At 56.3% G+C, this 23707-nt stretch carries 22 protein-coding genes and 3 tRNA genes; 7 read left to right on the top strand and 18 right to left on the bottom strand.

Features of this window, described 5'->3' with window-relative positions; translation table 11 throughout:
- Nucleotide 1 precedes the first annotated feature (1 nt).
- Nucleotides 2–1438: an SDR family NAD(P)-dependent oxidoreductase gene (locus DC3_RS12235; protein ID WP_146884664.1), complete on the bottom strand. Its 1437-nt coding sequence runs from the start codon at nt 1436–1438 to the stop codon at nt 2–4.
- A gap of 44 nt (nt 1439–1482) precedes the next feature.
- Nucleotides 1483–1561 (bottom strand) — tRNA-OTHER (locus DC3_RS29135).
- Nucleotides 1562–1747: 186 nt separating this feature from the next.
- Between DC3_RS29135 and DC3_RS12225 the strand changes: the two genes are divergently transcribed.
- Nucleotides 1748–2695, top strand: coding sequence for a hypothetical protein (locus DC3_RS12225; protein WP_146884663.1), 948 nt, complete (start codon nt 1748–1750; stop codon nt 2693–2695).
- A 41-nt stretch (nt 2696–2736) separates the two neighbouring features.
- Here the strand turns inward: DC3_RS12225 and DC3_RS12220 are convergent.
- A tRNA-Arg gene (locus DC3_RS12220) sits at nt 2737–2807 on the bottom strand.
- Nucleotides 2808–2879, bottom strand: a tRNA-Met gene (locus DC3_RS12215).
- 289 nt (nt 2880–3168) lie between these two features.
- On the opposite strand from DC3_RS12215, the gene DC3_RS12210 reads away from it, so the two are divergent.
- Nucleotides 3169–3942, top strand: a complete 774-nt coding sequence (locus DC3_RS12210; RefSeq protein ID WP_146884661.1) for a hypothetical protein — start codon at nt 3169–3171, stop codon at nt 3940–3942.
- A gap of 71 nt (nt 3943–4013) precedes the next feature.
- Here DC3_RS12210 and DC3_RS12205 read toward each other — a convergent pair whose 3' ends face one another.
- From DC3_RS12205 to DC3_RS29125, 4 genes are all read right to left on the bottom strand, one after another.
- The gene (locus tag DC3_RS12205; RefSeq protein WP_146884660.1) at nt 4014–6311 is read right to left on the bottom strand and encodes an FG-GAP repeat domain-containing protein; all 2298 of its coding nucleotides are present in this window, start codon (nt 6309–6311) and stop codon (nt 4014–4016) included.
- The gene (locus DC3_RS29130; RefSeq protein ID WP_186815992.1) at nt 6311–6475 is read right to left on the bottom strand and encodes a hypothetical protein; all 165 of its coding nucleotides are present in this window, start codon (nt 6473–6475) and stop codon (nt 6311–6313) included. The genes DC3_RS12205 and DC3_RS29130 overlap by 1 nt, the downstream gene beginning before the upstream one ends.
- A 208-nt stretch (nt 6476–6683) precedes the next feature.
- Nucleotides 6684–7034 (bottom strand): hypothetical protein, encoded by a 351-nt coding sequence (locus tag DC3_RS12200; RefSeq protein WP_146884659.1) that lies wholly within the window; start codon nt 7032–7034, stop codon nt 6684–6686.
- 113 nt (nt 7035–7147) lie between these two features.
- Nucleotides 7148–7291 (bottom strand): hypothetical protein, encoded by a 144-nt coding sequence (locus tag DC3_RS29125; protein WP_186815991.1) that lies wholly within the window; start codon nt 7289–7291, stop codon nt 7148–7150.
- A gap of 239 nt (nt 7292–7530) precedes the next feature.
- Between DC3_RS29125 and DC3_RS12195 the strand changes: the two genes are divergently transcribed.
- Nucleotides 7531–8496 (top strand): hypothetical protein, encoded by a 966-nt coding sequence (locus DC3_RS12195; protein WP_146884658.1) that lies wholly within the window; start codon nt 7531–7533, stop codon nt 8494–8496.
- A 116-nt stretch (nt 8497–8612) separates the two neighbouring features.
- Here the strand turns inward: DC3_RS12195 and DC3_RS12190 are convergent, their stop codons facing one another.
- A complete protein-coding gene (locus tag DC3_RS12190; RefSeq protein ID WP_146884657.1) occupies nt 8613–9461 on the bottom strand; it encodes an isocitrate lyase/PEP mutase family protein in 849 nt (282 codons plus the stop codon).
- 304 nt (nt 9462–9765) lie between these two features.
- Here DC3_RS12190 and DC3_RS12185 point away from each other — a divergent pair, with 304 nt between their 5' ends.
- The 3 genes from DC3_RS12185 to DC3_RS12175 all read left to right on the top strand — a co-directional run bounded on the left by DC3_RS12185 (nt 9766) and on the right by DC3_RS12175 (nt 13043).
- On the top strand, nt 9766–10839 hold the full coding sequence (locus DC3_RS12185; RefSeq protein WP_146884656.1) for a saccharopine dehydrogenase NADP-binding domain-containing protein: 1074 nt from the start codon (nt 9766–9768) through the stop codon (nt 10837–10839).
- Nucleotides 10839–12131, top strand: coding sequence for an NAD(P)/FAD-dependent oxidoreductase (locus DC3_RS12180; protein WP_186815990.1), 1293 nt, complete (start codon nt 10839–10841; stop codon nt 12129–12131). The genes DC3_RS12185 and DC3_RS12180 overlap by 1 nt, the downstream gene beginning before the upstream one ends.
- 66 nt (nt 12132–12197) lie before the next feature.
- The gene (locus DC3_RS12175) at nt 12198–13043 is read left to right on the top strand and encodes a glycoside hydrolase family 16 protein (RefSeq protein WP_146884654.1); all 846 of its coding nucleotides are present in this window, start codon (nt 12198–12200) and stop codon (nt 13041–13043) included.
- A gap of 1 nt (nt 13044) precedes the next feature.
- Here DC3_RS12175 and DC3_RS12170 read toward each other — a convergent pair whose 3' ends face one another.
- Nucleotides 13045–14265 (bottom strand): RNA-guided endonuclease InsQ/TnpB family protein, encoded by a 1221-nt coding sequence (locus DC3_RS12170; RefSeq protein ID WP_146884653.1) that lies wholly within the window; start codon nt 14263–14265, stop codon nt 13045–13047.
- Between the two features lie 22 nt (nt 14266–14287).
- On the opposite strand from DC3_RS12170, the gene tnpA reads away from it, so the two are divergent.
- Nucleotides 14288–14704 carry an IS200/IS605 family transposase gene (tnpA, locus tag DC3_RS12165; protein ID WP_146884652.1) on the top strand — a complete coding sequence of 139 codons (417 nt, stop codon included), beginning with the start codon at nt 14288–14290 and terminating at the stop codon, nt 14702–14704.
- A gap of 328 nt (nt 14705–15032) precedes the next feature.
- Here tnpA and DC3_RS12160 read toward each other — a convergent pair whose 3' ends face one another.
- From DC3_RS12160 to DC3_RS12125, 8 genes are all read right to left on the bottom strand, one after another.
- Nucleotides 15033–16451, bottom strand: coding sequence for a hypothetical protein (locus DC3_RS12160; RefSeq protein ID WP_146884651.1), 1419 nt, complete (start codon nt 16449–16451; stop codon nt 15033–15035).
- A 188-nt stretch (nt 16452–16639) separates the two neighbouring features.
- Complete coding sequence (locus tag DC3_RS12155) at nt 16640–17314, bottom strand: hypothetical protein (protein ID WP_146884650.1); 675 nt, start codon at nt 17312–17314, stop codon at nt 16640–16642.
- Nucleotides 17315–17758: 444 nt separating this feature from the next.
- Nucleotides 17759–18484: an ABC transporter ATP-binding protein gene (locus DC3_RS12150; RefSeq protein WP_146884649.1), complete on the bottom strand. Its 726-nt coding sequence runs from the start codon at nt 18482–18484 to the stop codon at nt 17759–17761.
- Nucleotides 18477–19244 (bottom strand): ABC transporter ATP-binding protein, encoded by a 768-nt coding sequence (locus DC3_RS12145; protein ID WP_146884648.1) that lies wholly within the window; start codon nt 19242–19244, stop codon nt 18477–18479. Before DC3_RS12145 ends, DC3_RS12150 begins: the two co-directional genes overlap by 8 nt.
- 1 nt (nt 19245) lies before the next feature.
- Nucleotides 19246–20283 carry a branched-chain amino acid ABC transporter permease gene (locus tag DC3_RS12140; RefSeq protein ID WP_146884647.1) on the bottom strand — a complete coding sequence of 346 codons (1038 nt, stop codon included), beginning with the start codon at nt 20281–20283 and terminating at the stop codon, nt 19246–19248.
- Nucleotides 20280–21203: a branched-chain amino acid ABC transporter permease gene (locus DC3_RS12135; protein ID WP_146884646.1), complete on the bottom strand. Its 924-nt coding sequence runs from the start codon at nt 21201–21203 to the stop codon at nt 20280–20282. Before DC3_RS12135 ends, DC3_RS12140 begins: the two co-directional genes overlap by 4 nt.
- Nucleotides 21204–21206: 3 nt before the next feature.
- A complete protein-coding gene (locus DC3_RS12130) occupies nt 21207–22361 on the bottom strand; it encodes an ABC transporter substrate-binding protein (RefSeq protein ID WP_146884645.1) in 1155 nt (384 codons plus the stop codon).
- Nucleotides 22362–22383: 22 nt separating this feature from the next.
- Entirely contained in the window at nt 22384–23580 is a 1197-nt protein-coding gene (locus DC3_RS12125) for an ABC transporter substrate-binding protein (RefSeq protein ID WP_146884644.1), read from the bottom strand.
- Nucleotides 23581–23707: the final 127 nt, after the last annotated feature.

Below are 23707 nucleotides of genomic sequence, written 5' to 3'. Positions count from 1 at the left end.
CTCACCAGGGGTAGGGCCGGTAATCTTTCAGAAAACAGCCCGAGAGAGGGGGATCGGTCTGCAAGCCCTGCACAATGGGATCGTAAATGCGGGCCATGCCATCGATGACATCCAGAGGGGTCACAAAGCCTCCTTCTCGCAAACGGGACTTTTTGGGGTGGGGGTTTTCTTCGGTGATCCAGCCGGTGTCCACACTGGTCATGAAAATGCCGTCTCTCGCATAATCCTGTCCCGAGGTGCGGGTCAGCATGTTCAGGGCTGCCTTGGCCATGTTGGTGTGCGGGTGAAACTCGGTTTTGCTTTCACGGGCGAACTGGCCTTCCATGGCACTGACATTCACAATGAATTTGCGCTCAAAAGGAGACTGCCTGAGCAGGGACCGCAACTGGGACACCAGCATGAATGGGGCCACGTTGCTGACCAGTTGCACCTCCAGCATCTCCAGGGGACTCACCTGATCTGCGGTTGCCGTCCAGCTGTTCTGCGGCCTGAAATCCAGCTGCTGACCGTCCTGGTCCAGCTGTCCTGCAGGGAAAAAAGGAGCCAGATTCGAACCAGGCAGTTGCGGGGCCAGAAGTTCCAGGGCCACCCTCTGATCCGGACCTCTGAGCACCTGTTGCCAGGACTGCGGAAGGGAGGCCAGAGGCAGGGTTTCCAGAGGCAGCAGATGCTGGTAGAACTCGGCGGGTCGCCGAACCGTCTGGGCGGCATTGTTGATCAGGATGTCCAGGTGGGGCAGTCTGGCCTTGAGGTCCTGAATGAACCCCTCAAGCTGCACCAGATTGCGGAAATCCAGACCGTGCACCTCCAGACGTTCTGACCACAAGGAAAAATCCTCTTCTTCTGCAAAGCGTTTCACGGCATCTTTTGGGAAACGGGTGGTGACAATCACCCTTGCCCCATCCCTGAGCAGCCTGAGGCACATCTGGTACCCGATCTTGATGCGCCCTCCAGTCACCAGGGCAATGCGGCCCGTGAGGTCAGCCCGTTGCTGGCGCTTCTGGTGGTTCAGACGGGCGCACTCCGGGCAGAGCAGGTGATAGAAAAAGTGCACTTCATGGTAAAAGGATTTGCAGATGTAACAGCGTTCAGGCTGGATTCGAACGCCCACCGTGTCTGATGGGGCACCTGAAGCTGCCGTCCCAGGGACTTCAGTTGCCATCATGGGCAGAGCATGCTGCCCGAGGGGAAGGGTAGCATCATTGACCTGAAACACCACCGTTTTCTGCTGCAGGGCCTGATCGTGGGCACGGATCTGCTGCTGGTTCTGCGCCCGGATTTCTTTCTTGGCAACCTTGTAAATCTTGGCAACCAGGGTTTTCAGGGTCTGGGTGTCCGGGCCGCAAAAAGGGTCGCGGGCCAACACCTTGAGCACCCGGATGCATGCGTTCCATTCTTCTTCTGTGAAAGGGGGGGCATGGTTCACAGTCAATTCCATTCTGTGGACTGCTCAAAGGGGCTGACAAACAAAACACCTGAGGGTGGAAACAGGCGGGAATCGAACCCGCACCGCACTCCGGTCTGAGGTTGAAGGCGTGCTTCCAGTTACACCAGCGTTTCCAGCCTCTCCAGGTGGCAGACACAGGACTTGAACCTGCACCCTCTGCCCTGCGAGGCAGCGCTCTTCCTTTGAGCTACCCTGCACGGTGATTCTAGCACGCTTTGTGGTGCCCTCTGTTTGGAGACCCTGTAGCATGGAAAGGTGAACCCTTCTTCACACATGTATTATTTTCGCCAGAAGTCGGAAATGAATCTTGCCATCAGAGACCTGATCAGCAAAGGGACCGATGGTCAAAATCTGCGGATGTCTGTCCTCATTGAGCAATTGATTCAGGCTTCAGGACTTCCAAACTGGGGCCTGCATCAGGATGCAGTGGCCCGCATGGCTTTGCTGTCTGGCGCGAGACCCTACAACCACCGCTTCATTTTGCTGAATGTTCACTTCCCCTCCGAAAGGGCGCGCATGATGGTGGAAGCCGCTCTGCTACAGGGCATCATGGATGCCCACCCGTTTAGAGCCGAGCATTTTGAAGAACTTCTCAGGCTGTTTCATGAGAATTTTTCCCTGGAGACCCGTGCTGCCATGCTGGAGCGCATCTGCGATTGGGGAAAAGAGCATCAACTGGAAGCTTTCCTGCAGTGGCTTCCCTCAGTGACCTGCCGTCCTGACATGACTCTTGCAGAGATGGATGAAGCCCATGTTTTCCTGAAACAACTGACCCTGAACTCCAGAGATCCCAGGTACCACACCTACCTGAAAGGCTTCCTGTATCACCATGACTGGACGGTGCGTGAACAGGTGGCCCGCAAACTCACCTCGCTCGGATGGCAACCCAGAGGCCGCAGTGAAACTGCAGCTTATGTGGTGGCCCGCAGACACCTGAAGAGCATTTTTCACCTGAGGAACAAGATGGCTGTGGCCCTGAGGGTGATTTTTCCCAGCTGGGAACTTCCCACGAGGTGGAGTTCCTCCAGGCCAGATCCTCGAAAAAGGGAACGTTTCAACCAGCCAGACATTGGCTACCTGATGGAGGTCATGGAACACATTCCTGAAGCCTATGATTTTCAGAGGGTGCATCAGATTTACATTCAATCTGGCATTTTTCAAGAACAGGCCAGAATCCTTCTGCAGCGTCATTCGGACCTGAAACAGGGCATCTGGTGGGTGGGGGATCGAACCCCGCCTTGGCCTTAGCAGGGCCATGTGCATCCGTATACACCTTCCCACCAGAACCCAGGGACGAGTGGGACTCGAACCCACACACCATGATCCGTAGTCATGCATGCTTCCGTTGCATCAGCGCCCCTGGAACGGGCAGGGGTTGAACCTGCATTTCTGGATGATGAGTCCAGCTGTCTTTCCATTGGACCACCGTTCCTGTTCCAACATAAAACATTTCCGGGCCTTTTGAAACATCAGCATCCCGTGGGAAAGCTATAGTGGAAACCATGAAGTGGCTGGAATTGTTCCTGCGCATGTCACAAAAAGCCCGTACAGCAAGGTGGGACAGATCAGCATCTGTCCCACCCGTTGAGCGAAAGCAAACTGAACCTTCTGTCCCTGCCCAGATTGCGGATTCCTCACGAGCAAAACAGGCCAGCCACAGGAAACCACAATGGTCTGAATTTGAGGTCCGGGGCATTCTCACCAGACGTTCCAGAAGAGGAATGCAGGAATGGGATAGACTGACTGCACTCCTTCATCACATTGGAGACGTGAGGGTGGCCATCCGCACCCTGCACACTTTGCGTCAGTGGGGCAAGGAAGACCCGGAGCGCCTGAGAAAAGACCTCCTCAGGCTGCTGGCTTTGCCGCACTGGTGGAACGTGTTGCCTTCCAGTCCATGGCGTGACGTGGCCCACCTGTTCACCTTGACCCTTGCAGAACACCTGCATGCCGATCTGAAACCTGCCCTGGTGCCCCTGCTGCAATCCAGAGATCCACTGGTGCGCGAACGTGCGGCACGCATGCTCAAAACCCTTGGGTATGGGCCAGGGCACAGGATTGATGTGGCAAGGTATGTGGTTGCGAAGCGCAACCTCAGGGCTGTGGGGCATCTTGCAAACAAAATTCCCCGTGCCCTGAGGGAAGCGATGCCTTCTGAACGTTTTCTGGAGTGGTCAAAAGGCAAATGGATGTTCTTGCCTGCAGATGATACCCTGTCCGATCTGGTTTTTGCTGTGGAAGCTCTGGAAAGAATTCCTGTGAAATCGATCAATTCTGTTCCTGCTGTGGAACTGCTGCTGGATTTCTGTGGCAGCAGTCGGGCCTCCCGTGAAAGAGCCCTGGCCCTCCTTCAGCAGGTCCCTGAAGACAGTTCAGTCTGGAAGCATGTCCATGTTCAGCGCCGATTGCAGGCTCTGCGAAACTTATCCGTGGTGTTCCAGACTGCTGAAGTGAAAGCCCTCCAGCATTTTGAGCAGCACAAGGGCAGTTCTTGATGGTTCAAACCGCCCAGCCAGAACAAAAACTCCCCCGATCATCTCGGAGGAGTTCTGAGGCTTGATTCGGGTTACTTCTTGAGGTAGATGTTCAGCACTGAGGAGTTGGTGGCAGCCACATCCAGCTTACCGTCACCGTTCAGGTCACCCACCGCAACACCACGGGTGTTTGCACTGAGGGCATGGAAAACACCGGTCCCGAAGGTTCCATTGCCGGTCCCCAGGTAGTAGGTGAATCCCGTGTTGGGGGTGATGGTGGGATTGGCAACAATCAGATCGAGGTTGCCATCTCCGTTGATGTCTCCCAGGGTCATCTGGTTGTGGGGAAACCCTGCGGTATCGGTGGTGGTCCCTGTTGCCAGGGTGCCGTTGCCATTGCCGAGGTACACGGTGAAACCGTTGGTGTTTTCAATGTGTCCGGTGATCACATCCAGCTTGCCGTCTTTGTTCAGGTCTCCCATTGCGACACCACGCACGTTGGGTCCTGCATTGTAGTCCACGCGGGTGTTGAAGCCCACGGTCCCATCTGCTTTGTTGATGTAGACACTCAGTTTATTGAAGCTGGAAGTGGTGGCCACCATGTCCATGTAGCCGTCGTTGTTCAGGTCGCCAATACCAATGTTGCTGGCAGTTGCACTGCCATCAATGAAGAGGTCCTGACGGTTGGAGAAGGTGCCGTCTCCGTTGCCCTGCCACACGGTCACGTACTGGTTGGATGCTCCAGCGAGGTCCAGATTGCCGTCGTTGTTGAAGTCCCCAAGGTTGACGCCCAGGGTGCTGCTTCCGAAGGAACCTCCTGCACCCGTGGTGGTCAGGGACGTTCCTGCAGTGTACACGCCAGAGCCATTGTTGATCAGGACGGAGAGGGTGCAGGGACCACAGTTGCCGTTGTTGCCCACCGCCACATCAAGGTCACCGTCGTTGTCAATGTCTCCCAGTTCGATGCCCTGTGGGGTACCCGTGGCGGCATAATCCACCCGGGCTGCGAAGGTGCCGTTGCCGTTGTTTTTGTGCACACCAATGCCTGTGGAACTGTGGCCGGTCACAATGTCCACATCCCCGTCACCATCCACATCGCCAAAACGCACCTGCTGGGCACTGTTGGCCTCGGTGTAGGTGGCAGGTGTGTTGTATCCGGCAGCCCCTTCCGCTGCTCCTGCCACCCGGAAGCGGCGGGAACTGCTGTTGAGGGTGGTGCCCCCCACCACAGTCACTTCCACCACTTCACCGGGTTTGAACGCTCCACCCACAGTGGGGGTGTAGGTCCAATTCTGTCCGGTCTGGCTGAAGGTGCCTGCATTGCTGCTGTTCTTGCTGGTCAGGCGTTTGCCAGTCTGGAAGGCGTGGATCACCAGCTGGTTCTGCGGGGTGCTGCCAGACAGTGTGGGCACCACATCGTCACAGTATCCCAGTGTGGCATTGACCGCACTGGACTTGCTGGCCAGGCTGGTGATGTTGGGGGTGAAGGTGGTCACCCGGTTCTCCTGGTTGATCAGGTAACTGGGGCTCACCGTGTTGCTGACCGGCACACTGCAGATGGTGCGTTTGGTGCCGTTGTAGGTGCTGCCCGGGAACACATTGACTCGACTGGCCCCGGCAGCAGTGACCCGTGCAGCCAGACCGGAGTTGCCCAGGGCCTGCTCCTCTGCAGATTCGGTCACCTGGGTCACGCTGTCTTCCACATAGATCATGGAAAGGGTCAGGATGTGGGGGGTGTTGGCAATGGGGTTTTGCAGCGGAACTTTGACGGACAGGGTCAGGGTTCCCTGGTAATTGTTGACTGCGGGGTTGGCATCGAGGGTGCGACCTCCCCCCACTTTATCCACCACAAAGCCGTAACCGAAGACTTTCTGAATGTGCGCAGGAAGTCCCGTCAGGCTGCCGGTCTCGTCAGAGGTGAAGACCTGCATGCTCTGGGCACTGGCCAGGGCAGGTCCGGTGGTGATGTTTCCGGCAGGCACCACCTGGGTGGCCAGGGCAGGATTGGCATCCGTGTTGTCGGATTTCTTGAGGATGCGCACAGCCGTGTCATTGAGGGTGTTGGTGGTGTCCACCGCCAGAAAAGTCACGTTGGTTTTGGGGGTGGGACTGGGGGTTCCAGCACTGCTGGCATTGCGAATCTCGTAGGTGGTGTTGATGTATCGGTAACCGTTGTAATCCACGTGACTGGTGGTTCCGACTTTCAACTGGAGGCTGGCCACCGTGAAGCTCTGGGGCTGAATCCCTGCCTGAATGCCAACGGGCAGATCGATGGTTCCCAGAACCTTGAAGCGTTCAGCAGGTTGCTGGGATACGGGGTGCTGAGTGGAAGAACATGCTGACAGCAAAGCTGTCAGCATCAGACCGGTAAGAGCAAGTTTCGTGCGCATCAGCAATCAGGGTCCTCCAGTGGATTGCACACACCCACTGAACCGGTGATGGTCTGCCACTGACCCATGCGTTCCAGAGCAGGTTTGGCATACAGATTGTTTTGCCTGTTCTTTTCATTGTTTGCAGACATGGAGCGCTGGCCAGGATTTTCCAGATCAGACATTCTTTCCTCCTCAAGGTCACACCCGCACAGCAGCCGGTCATGATTCCGGATTGTGTAATACGTTGGCATGTTTTCCCAGAAACATCATACTGTGTTCACTTGACCATGTGTTAAATCCTCATTGACGTTTTGAGCAAAAGAACATGGAATACAGGTCTCCTTTCCTGATGGGTGATGTGCTGGAAGATCAGGTGTTCAATGCTGAAGGTCACAGCAGGTTCAAAGCGTCCAGCATGTGGTCTGCCAGGGCATTCCAGCTGGCCCATCCCATTTTTCCCTGCTGCATGTGCTGGTGAAGGTTCAGGGCTTCCTGCACAATGGATCGGGCTTTCGCGGCCCCGTCCTGCCAGTGCCTGGGGTTGGCAATGGGCTGTGGAAGGTCTGAAAAGGGCATCTTGTTGTCTTCGCGTCTGGTGTGGGGCTGAGCAAGGCAATACACCTTCCAGAGTGCATCCAGGCAGCTGCGATGGCCCTGTGGGTGAGCCTGTTGCAGTTGTCTTTGTGCCAGCAGGAGTTCAAAACGGATCATGTTGAGGGTGGTTGAAGCATCGGCAATCATGAAATCATTCTATCCTATTCTGTATTTAACAGAACAAGATGCACATAAAAACCACTCCTGGCTGGAGTGGTGAGGATGCAGCAAAGCTGTCCTGAATTGTTGTAAAGCAGCCCTCAGGGATCGATGGGAATGCTGATCACCTGGGTGGTGACCCTGTTCCACTTGCCATGCTTGCGAAGCTTTGGGGCCTCGTAGCCTCTCAGCCTGTCTTTTGCTGCTGTGTCCTGGGGCACAGGCATTTGGTTTTTTTCGTCCATACAGCCTCCTGCTGTGCGGTGTTTTCTCCACCGAAACACCTTGACCTTACCGCGACCCCTGAATCGGATCTATGGGGCATCGTACAGAACAGATGTCATGGGATCGCATGAACAGCAGCTGTTGGTGCCCTGCATTCCACCCCAGAACCCAGGGCTAAGCAACAGAAAACCACAGGAAAACCCCCTGGACAGCAGCAAAAACACTTTGCACAACCCCCGGCATGATACCATCGACCCACATGAAGTCGTTCCGTCTGATCAGCCTGATTTTGCTGCTGTCTTCCCCTGCCCTGGCCGAAGTTCAGGTGTATGTTCGAGGGGAACAACGCCTTGTGGTCCTCAGCACCCTGGGTTCGGAGGCAGGGTGGCAATTGTCTTTGACCCAGCATTCAGGAGAAGGGGAGGGCTATCTGTTCAAAAAAGGACAGCAGTCCATCCGGGTGTTCCAGAAAGACTTTGCTCTTGTGAACGGGCAGCAAGTCGCCCTGTCCCAGGTGCCTTTCTGGTATTACGGACGCCTGCTGGTTGCAGAAGAGGATGCCCGCAAACTGTTTTCCATGGACAAACTGCACCTGTTGCTGCTGGATTACCAGACAGGAAGGGTGCTCAACCCACCCCGACCCAAACCTGGAGGGTTCTTTGGTGAAACTCAGGTTGTGGATCACTCGGTGCTGGACGCATCAACCCTCCGGCCCACAGGGGCACAGGCACCCCAGTCCAGCAGCCCCGCAGACGCTGCTGCGGGGTTTCTGAATGAGGTGACTTTTCAGGGACCTCCTGGAGCCAGAATCTCCGGCCCAGGAGACAATCTGGTTTCCTCTGCTGAGGTGCTGGGACGCAAGGAAGCAGAAGCCCTTGGATTTGCGTATCAGGACGCCACTCCTGTTCTGGAACCCTACACCGTCTATCTCTCGGCCTCGGCCCATTTGCCTGCAGCAAACCTCAAAGCTGACCTGATGCAAACGGGCTGCATGAACCAGTTGAAAACCTCCCTGTCTGGTGCACAGAATGTGCAATTTGGTCCCCTCCAGAAACCCCTTTACTACCGCAACGGCATCCTGGCCCTGCAGGGTGAAGTCCAGAGTCAGGAAGGAAGCCAGCGGATCAGACAGCCCTTTTACTGCACAGGAATTGTCAAAGACAGACAACTGCACCTGAGGGCAACCCTGCAAGATGGCTTGCTGAACCCTCAGGTCAGTCCTTGATTGATCCACGCAAAAAGAACTGTACGCGGTCTGGATGGCCTGACTGTAGCTCACATTTTGCTCAGCCAGAAGCACTGCAGTGCTTCTGGCGAATATCAATCAAACATCTGGTTTTTTTACCTGGGAATGTGCTCTTTAAACATCAGGTCCGTGAGGTTCACCTTTCCTGCATCCTTCATGAAAGAAAAAGACCCTGCCTTCTGCAACTCCTGAGCGGCCTGCACAAAGCTTGCCAGAGCCACCCGCACCAATCCAGCGCCCAGACTGATGCGCTTCACTCCAGCCTCTGAGAGTTCTGCAACAGTCCAGGGAGCATTCATGATCCCTGCATTGACATTCACGGGCTTTTGCACAGCCTGACACACCTCACGCACCTGATCCAGTGTTTTGATGCCCGGGGCAAACAGCACATCTGCTCCAGCCGCCTCATAGGCTTTAAGACGGCGCAGGGTGTCTTCCATGTCCGTGATGCCATGACAGAAATTCTCTGCACGGGCCACCAGCACAAAAGGAAAAGGCAGGGTGCGGGCAGCCTCCACAGCTGCATGAATGCGCTCCACAGCCAGCTGAAAATCGTATATTGGAGCACTTCCAGACACACTGGTTGCGTCTTCAATGGAAGCCCCCACCGCCCCACCTTCCAGTGCCACTTTCCGGATGCCTTCTGCGACCTCCTCGGGGGTGTGTCCATAGCCGTTTTCAAAATCTGCAGACACTGGGAGGGGGGTGGCCTGGGCAATTTGCCTCACGTTCTCGATGGCCTGATCCCTTGAAAAGGCCCCTGCTCCATCTGGCATCCCCAGAGACCATGCCAGACCCGCACTGGTGGTTGCGAGTGCCGGGAACCCCAGGCTGGTCAAAAGTCGGGCTGTCCCGGCATCCCAGGGGTTGGGAATGACAAAAGTGCCGTCCTTTTCATGAAGGGCCTTGAAAACCTGTGCTTTTGAATGCTGATCAATGGTCATGACTCAATATAGGAGGGACTTTTCAGACGGAACAGGTCCAATCCAGCGCAACAAAGCGGACCAATTTACAGGTTTCCACCCCCCGCCTGTGCCTGCCGACACATGCCAGCTGTAAAGAAGATGTTACCTTGCATTCAGAAGGCGACCACTTCCATGAAAGGGTTCGCTGGATTTCTGACAACTTCATTGGACCCGTGGGCACAAGAATTGCACTGCCCTGTCCCACCCCATTGCCATCGCCCCGCCCACCGCTCAGCCAGAGCTGAGCGGACTGGATTTTCATGCTTCAAACAGCGAGGAAAACATGAACTCCACCCCCAGAAGATTTGCATTCCTGATTCACCCCCGCGTGCAGGTCGCCCAGGACCTCGGCGACCTGTTCTGGTCCCCACTGCGTCACCTGCCCAACAGTTTCTACGAAACCCTGCTGCGCAGGCTCCCGGTGCGGCCTCTGGTCTCGGGCCGCATCCAGCTTGGAACCGAGGCCGAGGGGGAACTGATCACCGTGCCCCTCAGTGCCCGCCAGCTTTTGCAGCTTCCCAGGCCAGAGGTGCAGGCCCGGGTGAAAGAAGCCGTGGAGATGGCACGTTCACGGGGAGCCACCGTGGTGGGACTGGGTGCCCTGACCGCCCCTGTGTCAGACGGAGGTCGGATTTTTGCGGACCGGACGGACATCGGGGTCACCAACGGCAACGCCTTCACTGCAGCCATGACCTGGATGGGGATGGAACGCATCCTGTCCAGCATCGGCAGACACGCCCATGTGGCCATCGTCGGGGCCTCGGGCAGTGTGGGAAGCTGCCTGGTGCGCCTGCTGGTCCAGAAGGGCACCTGCAGCAGCATGACCCTGGTGGCCCGTAACCTGGAGCGTCTGGAACACCTGAAAGCAGAAGTGGCAGGCCAGGATGTGGACATCGATGTGACCACCGACATGATGCAGGTGAAAAAGGCCGATCTGGTGGTGCTCCTCACCAGTGCTTCGGACGCCGTGCTGAAATCCGAACACCTCAAAAAAGGCGCATGGGTGCTGGACGACACCCAGCCCAGAAACACCGATCCGACCCTCCTCACAGAACGCCCGGATGTCACGGTGGTTGATGGTGGACTGGTGGAAATGACCGGGATGCGCATGCAGGGCACCATCGGACTGGCCAGAAACCTGATTTACGCCTGCCTGGCCGAGACCCTGCTGCTCTCCCTGAACGGTCACCAGGGGCACTTCAGCATTGGTCACCCCACAGCACAGCAGGCCAGCATGATGCTGGATCTGGCAGTCAAACACCAGCAGTTCGGGTTCCGTCTTGCCCCTTTTCGTTCCTTTGGCAGGCTGCTGGAGCCTGAAGTCTCCCCCGAGAACCTGGCATGGCAGGTGGGCTGATGCAGCGCGTGGTGATTCTGGGTGGAGGTTACGCAGGCATCGAAGCGTGCAAGAAAATCGTGAAAATGCTCCCTGGAGAGCTCTCCAGAAAAGAAGTTGAACTCACATTGGTCTCCAGAGACCCCTACCACACCTTTCACGGGTGGACCACCGAAGTGCTTGGAGGCCTGATCCCCCTGCAGCACACCCTCACCCCCCTCAAAGAAATCCTGCCAGATTCCAGAATCCGGCAGCTGATCGGGAGCGTGCAGCATGTGGACCTCACCAACCAGCAGGTGACTGTGCAAACGCCCAATGGTCCTGAGATCCTGCGTTATGACCATGTGTTTTTTGGTCTGGGGTCCCGTGACCCTTTCGAGCGCATTGAGGGCCTTGAGCAGCATGGATGGTGCCTGAAAGACACCCTGCACATGCAGAAATTCCGTGCAGAACTGCACGAGCGCATTGCAGATCACTTGCAGGGAGGACCATGCCTGGGCCGCATTGCAGTGATCGGAGGAGGCTTCGCAGGGGTGGAGTGTGCTGCTGCCCTGGCCGAACTGCTCCGTGACAGGTACCAGGGCCGCCCGGAACTGAAGCGGCCCACCATCACCCTGCTCCACTCTGGAAAAGTCCTGCTGGAAGCGCTGCAGCCTGACTTTCAGCACCTCGCAGACTGGGCCACCCGTGAACTGCAAAACCTGGAAGTGAAGGTGAAGTACGGGTGCAGGATTCAGCACATTCAGCCTGAAGGGGTGAACCTGCACACGGGTGACCTGCTCAAAGCAGACATGGTGCTGGTGACCGCCGGAATCTCCATGCTGGCCCTGCCTGGAACGGAAACGCTGGAACGCAACCCTCAACGCAAACTGCGCACCACCCCTTTTCTGCAGGCTGAGGGGCACAAGAATGTATGGACAGGGGGCGACATCGCTGACGTTAAACATCCCTTCAGAGACGCTTCTTGCCCGGTGAATGCCCTGTGGGCCATGAAACAGGGCCTGCACGCAGGCAGCAATATTGCCCGGGCCATCAAGGGCAGGCCCCTGAAACCCTTCCGTTACCCTGGACTGGGACAGGCCGCCAGTCTGGGCTGGGGCAGGGGCATCACCGAACTTTATGGGCTGCAATTCACTGGATTTCTGGGCTGGCTTTTGAGGCTGGGATTCTTCCTGTGGTACATGCCCAGCAAGAAAGGGGGGTTGAGGGTCCTGAAAGACATTCTTGCCGTGCAGAAGCGTGGCAGGAGGCTTGACCCGGATTTTCATCTGGCCCGTGCATCCACACCCACCCTGCAATCCGCAGGAAGCTGAATCGGGTGCAATCAGGGGTGCCTGTCTCTCAAAGTGCACCAGAGAGACAGGCTATAGTGGGAACCCATGACGGAACGCACCAACCCCCATTCAACTTTTACGCTCTCGGACATGCCTGCCAACCCCTTACAGAAACCCGGTTACACCCTGGAATTCTCCGAGGAATTTGATGGAGACACCCTGAACCCTGAAAACTGGCTTCCCCAATACCTGCCCCAGTGGAGCTCCAGAGCAAAATCTACGGCAAGGTACAGGCTCACAGGAAACAGCCTGCAATTGCTGATTGAAAAGGACCAGCAACCCTGGAACCCGGAATTCGATGGGCCACTGCGCGTCTCCTCCCTGCAGACCGGATGCTACGCAGGACCCCTGGGAAGCACCATCGGGCAACACCGCTTCAACAAAGGGGTCACGGTCAAAGAAGAACAGGAGGTCAAGCGGCTCTATACTCCACAGTACGGGTACTTCGAAGTGCGTCTGAAAGCCGTGCCCATCCCGGGCTACATGGCCGCCCTGTGGATGATTGGCTTCGAGGAAACCCCCGATCAGTCCGGTGAGATCTGCATCTGCGAGATTTTCGGTAAGGGCATGACCCAACACAGTGCAGAGGTGGGTTACGGCATTCACCCATTCGGCGACCCCAACTTGCAGGACGAATTCCACGTGGACACCCTCCCGATAGACGCCTCCTCCTACCACATCTACGCTGTGGACTGGACCCCCACCCATGTGGATTTCTACGTGGACAACATCAAAATCAGGACCATACAGCAGTCTCCTAAATACCCCATGCAATTCATGCTGAACATCTACGAAATCCCCTCCCACCTGAATGAACAGTCCAGACCTGAACTCTGGCCCAAAGTCATGGAAGTGGATTATGTGCGGGGTTACCGGAAGAACGGACTATGAACTACCCACGACCAACCGCAAAGAGCGCGGTCTGGTCGGGGTTTCGCAGTTCGCTTACGCGGCCTGGTGCAGCCATCGTATCCCTGCCTGCCAGTTCCTGACAGTTGGCTAAGGCCCACTGAAGCATGACCTGTGCAGCGGCGACATCCCTATCTTCGGCATAGCCGCACTCGCACTTATGGACACGCTCGGCAAGCGTTTTCTTGGACGGGTTGCCGCAGGCGGGGCATGTCTGACTGGGTTTGACCAAACGTGTAGGAACCGAGAGAAACAGTGTGCCAGCTTCCGACGCTTTGCACGCTAATTTCTGAATGATTCCCGCCATTCCGACATCCAGAATGGCCCGATTGAGTCCAGTCTTGGATGCGCCACCTTTGGCAGTCATCCGTTTGATACTCAAGTCTTCAGTCACCAGTACGCCGTACTGACTGACTAAATCTGAGGTGAGTTGATGCTGAAAATTCGCCCGCTGATTCGCAACTTTGGCGTGCAGTTTGGCGATTTGTGCCTTCGTGCGCCGCCAGTTGGAACCAAACCGCTTGCGACGGGCAAGCTCTCTACTCAAAGTTTTGAGCTTGCTCATCGCCTTTTTCAGGAACCGAGGATTTTCTACGGGAGTTCCATCGCTCAAAGAAGCAATACGCGCTACCCCAAAGTCCACCCCAGCGGCAAGCATTCCAGCTTGCCGCTTTGGAGTGCAACGAATCGTGATCGTGGCGTACCATTCCCCACCAATCTTGCTCAAGGTAAGACAGCGCATCTCGCCCCATTGCCGAGGTTTTCCCCGCGCCTTGATCGTGCCAAGATGGGTGATATTGAGCGTGCCATGCTGACCCGTTTCGCCAAGCTCAAACTTCCAGCCAGCCAAAGCGGGGTAGGTAAATCCGACATACGAGCGTCCAGATTTGAAGCGCGGGAAACCAGGGGTGTCCCCTTTTTTTACCCTACGAAAAAAACCCTGATACGCACGGTCAACACGCCTGACGGTTTCCTGCAAGGCTTGAGAACCGAGCTTCTTGTATTCAGGACGGGCCTCTTTCACGGCAGGCAACTGGTTCTGCTGGTCGTAGTAAGTCAACGATTTACCGCATTTTTTGTAAGCGTCACGGCGTTCCTGGAGGCAGGCGTTGTACAACTCACAGTGCAACCGATTCCAACTTTCAAGCTGCTCATTCTGAACTTGGTTGGGGTACAGCTTGAATCGCACTTGGCGCGTCTCCATACAGAAATGGTACCATTTGGTTGTGAGGCAGCTCAAGTCCAGTTCACATGGGGTTTACCGCCTTTCTTACCACTTGGTTCTGGTGACCAAATATCGCTTTAAGAGCATCAATGCGGCGATGCTGACCGATTTGGAAATCATCACCAAAGAGCTCTGCGAAAAATGGGACTGTGAGTTGCTTGAATTTTCGGGCGAGCCTGACCATGTGCATGTCTTGTTTGATGCGCCGCCAACTGTTGAGCCTGCCAAGTTCATCAACAATCTGAAAACCGTAACAAGCCGCCTGATTCGCAAAAACCACGCGGCTCATTTGGCGGACTTCTATAGAAAACCTGTGTTCTGGACGGCTTCTTACGCCTTGTTCACAACAGGCGGTGCACCTTTGGAAGTCATCAAAAAATACATTTCAGGCCAGAAACGCCCCAGCGAAGAGCTTTAGCTCCCCGCCCCGGCGGGGCGGCTGGGAGATCCATCAAGGACCAAACCAAACTGCGGTTATGGTGGGGGACTTCCGCCCAGACCCAGGAAATTAAGTAGACCTGACAGGCGTCAATCAGGTATCCCGCCACCGGTGACAGACAGAACAACATTCTGCCATTTCCCGGAGTGCTGCAAAGCGGGCTTCTGATAAGGTTTCTTTTTGACACTGGTCACTGGTGGTGGTGTGTGGTCCATAACCCTCCCTGATGTATTTTGCTCAGTGTAGCAGGCCCAAAACCAGACCAGGCCTGGGCCAGGACGCAGCGTTCACTCCAAAGGTGCGTTCATTAAAGAAGTCTTTTGCGGATCTCCTCAATGAGGCGTTCAGGGCCACCCGACACCACCAGAATTTTCACCTCGATGGTTTTGCCCGAGACCCCGAGTGCGTGTCGGTGCTCAAAAACCGGGTATGGTTGTGCTGCTGGTTGCCACAAAATGGCGGGGGCTCCGCCCCAGGCCAGGGATTGCTGGGCCAGTTTGCTCCCTGCACCATACAACGATTCCCCACTCACCTTGTAGATTTCTCCCTGGTCGGATTTGAGGGGCATCTGCACGGATTTCACATCGATCACCACAGAACGGCCATCTGGAAGCCGGATGCGCGCATCAACATCCAGCTTTTTTCTTCTCAGAAGCTGTCCTGCCACCAGGGTCCAGCCTGCAGGGAGGTGTTTTTCCAGGACAGCAATGGCCTGTTTTTCCACTTCCTCGCCGTGTTTGCGGGCGGCTTCCTGTTCCTGCTGCTGCCTGAGCTGTTCGTCACGGGCACGCTGTTTTTCCTGTTCACGCAGGTCTTCTTCCTCCTCCCAGGCGAGCAGTTGCCTGGCCAGATCGTTGGGGTTCCCCTGCTGCAGGTAGACGGTGCCATCCATCACCTGCTGCACAGACATGGGCCATTCTCCTGTGCTGAAAGGAAGGCAATACACCAGAGGAATGTCAAAACGCTGGCTGAAAGTGTGGTGGTCCTTGATGTAGGGGAGGCGCACCGGACGACCATCTGCATGCTGCAGGGTCCCGGAAGTCCTCTGCAGGTGCCAGTGATCAGGGAGGAACACCACGAGATACTGTCTGTTGCCTGGTGAAGTGAACAGCACCTGTTCTGCATGCTGCCAGCTGTGCCCTGCCCACCCCTGCCCCAGGGCAGACAGCAAGCGGTCCATGTGTTCCCGCACTGCCTGCCTGAATGCACGCTGGGAACTGTTTTTCCGGTACACCTGCAGGGCGACAACAGCTTCATGCAAGGTCAAAAGCAAGAAAGGCAGGCTCAGGAACCACTGGTAGGAGAAGACCACCAGGGCCTGAACCCACTCTGGAGGCAGGTTCACGTTGTTGGAAAAAGTACCATCGGAATGCCCGACCAGCACCCACAGCAAAGGCAAGCCCAGCAAATACAGCAGGGTCAGAGCATAAACCCTTTTGCCACTGAGGGAGGCGGCGCGAATGAGGAGCAGGATTCCCGCAATGAACAGCACGCTCATGGGGTTTTCTGGTGGAACCATGTCCCGCCTGCGAAACCACAGGTTGAAGTGGTGGTGGTGAAAATCATGCTGGTGCTGAATGAAAAAGCAGCACAGGGCCAGTGCCCCAAAGAAAACAAAGGTCCACAGGGGCCGCATGTGGCCATTGCGCCACTTCAGTTTGCGGGAGGCTTTCCAGCTTTTGGGTCCAGTGATTCGTGCAATTCTGGGAATTGTTGCCATTTTCATCTGGTTACATTTTATTTACTTTTTGAGGGTGCAGCCAGATTTCGTTTGAACGACAGGATGCCCTGGAAAACCCCTGAACCCCTTGCGAAGTGGAGGGATCAACGAGGGGGATCAGGGGGATCAATGATCACGGTTGCCTCCAAAAGAAAATGTCATTCGAGGGTGACATCAAGGATTCTGGGTCCGACTCAGTAGTATGTGATTTCTCTTGTTATCTCCAGTTCTCCATCGATGATTTGCTTGATCCAGTTGCCTTTATCATCAAATGTATAAGTATATGTTTCTATGGGATTTGGGTATCGAAAATCAAATTTTTTTGTCAGGAACCTACCCTGATCAATGATCAACCTGCCCTTGGAACCATCTTCTGCTGAAGTTTCTATCATATTCAAAATCCCATTCGTATAAACCATGATGTCACTTCTCAATACCCTCTCGCCCTCTTTTGAAGATATTTTATAGTCCACTGATTTGAGAAGATCTCCAGAGTACACATAATCATTCACATAAGTCTGGCCTGGATTTGCCACATCAATACCTTCTGTTCTCAACAAATGACCGTCCTGAAAGTACTCCTTGAGATTGGGAGAGTACTCAGGACCACTGGTGGTCTCAAAAATTAAAATCCCTTGTTCGTCTTTGATGAATTTACGACTTTTTAAATACTTGGTCTCTATCCCATATTCATTAAAGGACATAACTTCACATCCCCAATACTCCATGCACTCTTTAACTTGCTTGACTTTGCCTGTTAAGGTATAGTGTGAAAGCGTCCTGCTCCCTATATTTTCGTAATTTTGAGGGGTGCCCTGAGCAACAGCAAGTCCCAGGGAGAGCAGGCCTATAAGCAGCATTTTCTTCATGCCTCCCAGTGTACCTGAAGGACAGCTGAGGTGGTGAGGAAGAGAGACATTGGAGGCTTCGAGGTTTGTTGCCTGAAGGTGTAACCCCTACAGGCAAGGAATTTCGCTGTGACATGCAGCTTGACAGGACAGAGCAGCTGTTTCAGGTCAGCCCACATCTGGCAAACGGCTTCCCAAGAAAATGATCTCGGGGGCGTCAGGTTTTCCTGAGAGATGGGTTCTTGGCCACCTGATCCGGCCAGTGCAGCAGCACAGGATGTTTTGTTTCAAAGAGAAAATGGAGTTTACAGGGTTGCTCGACTTCCACTCCGGCCTCTTCCAGCAATCCCAGACAGCAAGTGATGAGGAGGGGTCATGGCCCACACCCAGAAAAGCATTTTGAAGTGGACTGACCTGAACCGAAAAAAAGGCAGCCCCTTCAAAGCGCTGCCTTTCTAGAACAGATCACAACCCCAGGTATGCCCGTTTCACCTCAGGGTTTTCCATCAGGAGGCTGCTCTGGCCTTCCACCACCAGTCGCCCGTGTTCCAGCACGTAAGAGCGGTCGGTGACTTTCAGGACCTGGCGCACATTTTGTTCCACCAGCAGCACCGTGAGTTGCAGTTCGCGCAGCGAGTCGATCACCCGCATGACCTCCTGCACCACCAGTGGGGCAAGGCCCAGGGAGGGCTCATCCATCAGGAGCAGGGTGGGTTCACTCATGAGGGCCCGTCCGATGGCGATCATCTGCTGCTCGCCTCCCGAGAGGGAACCCGCCATGAATTTGCGTTTCTCCTGGAGCCTCGGGAAAAAAGCATAGACTTTTTCCAGGGAGGCTTTGCGTCTGGGCTTGACCCTGGGGAGGTAAGCGCCCATCTCCAGGTTTTCCTCCACGGTCATGTTGCCGAACAGCTGCCTGCCCATTGGGACGTGGGCAATGCCCAGATCGGTGAGCTGGTGGGGTTTCATGCCGCCAATTTCCTGACCCTGGTAGAGGATCTGTCCGGCGCGGGGTTTGAGCATGCCGGAGATGGCCCTCAGGATGGTGGACTTGCCTGAGCCGTTCCCGCCGACCAGACCGACGAGTTCCTGTGGATGGATCACCATGGAGATGTCAAACACCACCTGCACATCCCCGTAGGCAATGTCGAGGTTTTTCACTTCCAGCAGTGGGGGTTTGAGGTCAGTCATGGTCGCTCCCCAGGTAGGCGGTGATCACTTCAGGGTTTCTGGCGACGTTTTGCGGGGTGCCTTCTGCAAGTTTTTTGCCGAACGCCAGACAGATCACGTGATTTGATAAGCTCATGATCACCTTCATGATGTGTTCCACCATCACGATGCCCATGCCTTCTGCAGCCAGACCCCGGATGATCTGGATCATTTCTGCCTGTGCAGGGGGGTTGAGGCCTGCGATCACCTCGTCCAGAAAGAGCACTTTCGGTTCAAGCGCGAGGGCCTTGGCGACTTCCAGCCTGCGCCTGCGGGCAAGGTTCAGTTCACTGCATTTCTGTTCTGCGCGGTCCAGCAGGCCCACCCGGTGCAGGGCTTCTCTGGCGTGGGTACGGGCATCTTTTGGAGCAGGGTGCTTCAGGAAGCTGGAGATGGTGACGTTTTCCAGCACGGTCATGTCCTCAAAGGGCCTTTCCACCTGGAAGGTGCGGGCAATCCCGAGGCGTGGGAGGTCGTAAGCAGGGAGGTTGGAGATGTCCCTGCCCTGAAAGGTCACGGTGCCCGTCTTTCTGACAAATCCGGTGAGGGCATTGAAGAAGGTGGTCTTCCCTGCTCCGTTGGGTCCGATCAGGCCAATGATCTCTCCGGGCCTGAGGGTCAGGTCCACCTGGGACACCGCGAGGTTCTGACCGAAGGTGACGGTGATGTTGCGGGCTTCCAGGATGGGCGGAACCTGGGAGAAATCCAGGGGTAGAGCAGTCTGGGTGTTCTGGGCCTGCATGTCACTTGCCTCCTTTCTCCAGCGGGTGGTTCTTGCGGTACCACCAGTGTTCCAGGGTGCCCATCACCCCTTTGGGCAGGTACAGGATCACCAGCACAATCAGAATCCCGTACACCAGCAGGTTTGCTTCCTGCAGTTGTGCCCGGAAGATCTCACTGGGCACCCCCAGCAGAATGGCTCCGACCAGGCCACCATACAGGGTGCCCCGTCCACCGATGATGCACAGCAGGGCAATCTGGATGGAGAAGGCCACCAGCATCAGGTTGTCGGGTTCCAGGGCCTGCAGGTACAGGGCGTAGATGGCTCCGCCCATCGCCGTGAAAACCGCAGAGAGGATGAAGGCGGTGCTTTTGGCTTTGGCGGGGTTCACCCCCAGGGCCATCGCTCCATCCTCATCTTCGCGAACGGCACGGAAGTAAAAGCCCAGTTTCGCGGATTTCAGCCAGTGCAGAAACAGCAGCACCAGCGTGACAAACCCGAGGGCCACATAGAACTCCACCTTGCGGTCAAAGAGGTCGAAGGTGCCAAAGAGTTTCGGCAGGTCGGCCATGAATTTGCCTTCTGCCCCTCCGGTCAGCCAGCTTTCATTGAGGGCCACCAGCCTGAGGATTTCTGCCACAGCAATGCTCGATAAGGTGAAGTAACTGCCCCGCAGGCGGAAGGTCATGGAACCCCACCCCCAGGCCAGCAGTCCAGCGATGCCCATGCCGATCAGGGTGCCATACCAGGGGGCCACCCCGTGTTCGGCAAGCAGGGTCACCGAGTAGGCCCCCACTGCAACAAGAGCAGCATGCCCAAGGCTGTTCTGCCCGGTCCATCCGCCCAGGATGTCCCAGGAGAGGGCCAGTCCGGCCAGGATCAGGGTGGTGATGCCAAAGTTCAGGTTGACCCCTTGCAGGAAGGACACCTGGGTGAGCACAGGAACCAGCAGGGGATAGCAGGCAAGCAGGGCCACCACCAGAATCAGGGTGAAGTAAGGGCTCCAGCGGGCACTTTTCCCTTCAGAGGGGGGGTTCAGGACGGGTGAGCGGGATTTCATACGCGTTTCACCGTCCGTCCGAACAGGCCCTCAGGTTTCAGGAGCAGGACCAGCAGGAAGATGATGAGGCCGTAGGCATCCCGGTAGTTGCTGCCAAAATGGTTGTTCAGGAAGGGGATGAGGGGGAAAATGCTGGACCCCAGCGATTCCACCACCCCCAGAATCAGGCCCCCGATGATCGCTCCGGGCATGCTTCCCAGGCCCCCCAGGATGGTGATCACGAAAGCCTTGTTGGTGAAGATGGTGCCCATGGTCGGTGTGGCCGAGAGCAGGGGAAGCAGCAGCACCCCGGCGGTTGCAGCCAGCACCGTGCCAATCCCGAAAATGACAGCGTAGATGCGGCGGGTGTCCACCCCCTGCAGTTCCGCCCCGAGGCGGTTCTGTCCGGTGGCACGGATGGCCTTGCCAATTTCACTGGTGAAGAGCATGCGGTTCAAAAGAAAGATCAGGGCTGCAGTGATCACCATCGCCACCACCCGGATCACGCTGAAGCGGAGTTCCAGGGTTCCCACCTGCATGACCCACACCGAGGTGGAGTAGGTGGTGTCCACCGTCTGGGGCTGGGTGCCGAAACCCAGCAGGATGGCGTTGCTGACCACCAGACCGATGCCCAGCGAGGCCAGTTTGGTGCTCTGCTCACTCGCTCCAAGCAAGCGGGACAGGATCAGGCGATGTACTGCAAAACCCAGCAGGTAGGCCAGTGGGGCCACCACCAGGATGCTCAGGTAAGGGTCCATGTGGAGGGCTGTGGCCGCAAAGAACGCTGAGTACATGCCGAGCACCACAAAATCCCCGTGTCCGAAGTTGATGATCCGCATCACCCCGAAGATCAGGGAGAGGCCCGCCCCGATCATGGCGTAAACGCCGCCCGTCAGGAGGCCGTCAATGAGGGCCTGCATCCCCTGTGAGAAGATCTCCATGTTCTATTTCGCCTCCATCACTTTGGCCTCGGAGACCCGATCAGGGTAGACCGTCACGACTTTGCCCTTCTGCACCTGTGTGATCAGGATGACCACCGGGTTCTGGTTGGTGAAACCATCGTAATCGCGGAATTTCACCGGACCGTAGGCGGTGACCAGCAGGGTCTTTTTCAGGGCCTGCTGGACTTTTTCACGGTCCAGACCACCAGCACGCTGGATGGCGTCAGCAGCGGCAAGCATGGCAGCATAGGACTGGGCGGCATGCTGGGAGGGTTCTTCTTTCAGTTCGGTTTTCAGGCTCTTGTACAGCCTGAGCGCCCCGGCGTACCGCACGTCATCACTCCAGGTGACGCTCACCAGGGTCCCCTCTGCAGCGTCACCAGCGGCTTTCGCGAAGCTGGGCAGGGCAAATCCGGTGGCGGCCCCGGCAAAGAAGCGCGGTTTCAGGCCCACCTCCTTGCTCTGGCGCATGATGGTCACCGAGTCGGCCTCGTAACTCGCCAGATAAACCACATCCGGGTCGAGGGACTTGAAGCGGTTGAGGATGGGCCTGAAGTCACTGAGCCCCTGGTCGTAACTGTCCTGTGCAACAATTTTGAATCCTGCTTCTGGTCCGAGGGTGGTGATGTCTTTCATCACCGACTTGCCAAAGGCGTCATTGGAGGTCAGGACCGCGATGGTTTTCACCTGCAGTTTCCTGAAGAGTTCAATGAAGCCCTGCGTGTAGGCCTTGGAGGCATTGTTGACCCGGAACACATAAGGCGACCCTGGGTTGGTGATGGTGTCATCCACGGCGGTGGCCACCAGAAGCGGCACTTTCTCGCGGGTCAGGTACTGCGAAAGGGGCTTGGTGATGCTCGATGCGTAGGCTCCGATGATCAGGGGCACCCCCTGGTTGACCAGTTTCTCGGCGGCAGCCAGGGCCTTGTTGGTGTCCGAGGCGTCATCTTCCAGAACGAGTTCCAGTTTCTTGCCCAGCACCCCTCCCCTGCTGTTGATTTCCTTGATGGCGACCTGAAATCCGGCTTTCTGCATCTTGCCAAAGGTTGCAAAACGTCCGGTCAATGAGGTGATGGCCCCCACCTTGATGGTGTCAGTACTCTGGGCAAGTGCACCGGAGAGGCCCAGGGTGATCAGAAGCAATGCACTTTTCTTCATCGTGTCTCCCTCTCTCATGGGCTCAGTTGCGTTTGTCCCAGGCGGGGGTGGGGAAAAGCATGCGGTTTTTCAGGAAGAGTTTTCTCGGGTACACCGACACGAACACCAGTTGCCCACCCACGTTCTGCACCTGCTCTGCGACCATGCCGACTTTGTTCTGGTTTTTGTAGCCCTCGTAATTCTGGAATTTCACCGGGGCGTAGGCGGTCTGCAGGTTGGTGCTGTCCAGGGCTTTGCGGATGGCTTCGCGGTCCGTGCTGGACCCTGCCCGTTTGATGGCATCTGCGGCAACAAGGACCGCAGCGTAGGCCTGCGCAGCGTGGTAGGTGGGGGCCATTCCAAGTTTCCTGGAGAGTTTGTCGTAAAGGGCTTTTTGCTTGCTGCCCATCTCAGGCACCCAGGCGGTGGCCGTCACCACGTACTCCGAAGCCGAACCTGCCCCTTTGATGAAGTCTGGAAGGGCAAATCCCGCGGCTCCTCCTGCAAACACCTTGGGGTTCAGGCCCACTTCCTTGGCCTGCCGCATCACGGCCACCGAGTCTTCCTGGTATCCCACCAGCATGACTGCATCTGGATTTTTGGCCTTGAAGCCGTTCAGGATGGGACGGAAATCGGTGAGGCCCTTGTCGTAGGTCTGGGAGGCGACCACAGGGATGTTGAGGGTTTTGGACTGTTCCATCGCGGAATTCAGCACGCTTTTCTCAAAAGCGCCGCTGCCTGCCAGAATGGCCACACTCCTGATTTTCTTGTCTTTGAAGACCTCGAAGAGGATCTTGGCATATTCGTCTGTGGGTGGGTTGATGCGGTAGACGTAATCAAAGCCCGGCTTGGTGATGCTCTCATCGCTGCTCGAAACCACGATGTTCGGAACTTTCTGGCGTGACAGGAACTGGGCCACGGGTTTCACAATGCTGGAACTGTACTCGTTGAGGATGATTCCAACTCCACTGTTGGCCAGTTTCTCGGCGGCAGCAAGGGCCTTGTTCACATCGCTGGCGGCATCTTCCAGAACCAGCTCAATTTTCTTCCCGCCGATGCCCCCTTTTGCATTCAGTTCGTCAACGGCCAGCTCAAAACCCGCTTTCTGCTGGGCTCCAAACTCGGCAAGTCTCCCGGTGAGGGTGGTGATGGCCCCGATGCGAACGGTCTCCTGGGCCTGGGCCACAGAAAACACAGCAGAAACCACCAGAGATGAAAGCAGCACAACCGACTTCTTCATGTCCTTTCCTCCTCGCAGGGCCGCCTCGCGCAAAGCTGGCCCTTCCACCCGCCTTTCTGGGGGGTGACTTAACTTGTCAGACAACTGATAACATGATCATAGGATGACATTCAGGCTCCGTCAAGCT

This window comes from Deinococcus cellulosilyticus NBRC 106333 = KACC 11606, from assembly GCF_007990775.1.
Taxonomy (GTDB): Bacteria; Deinococcota; Deinococci; order Deinococcales; family Deinococcaceae; genus Deinococcus_C; species Deinococcus_C cellulosilyticus.
This window is presented reverse-complemented; position numbering and strand designations above follow the sequence as displayed.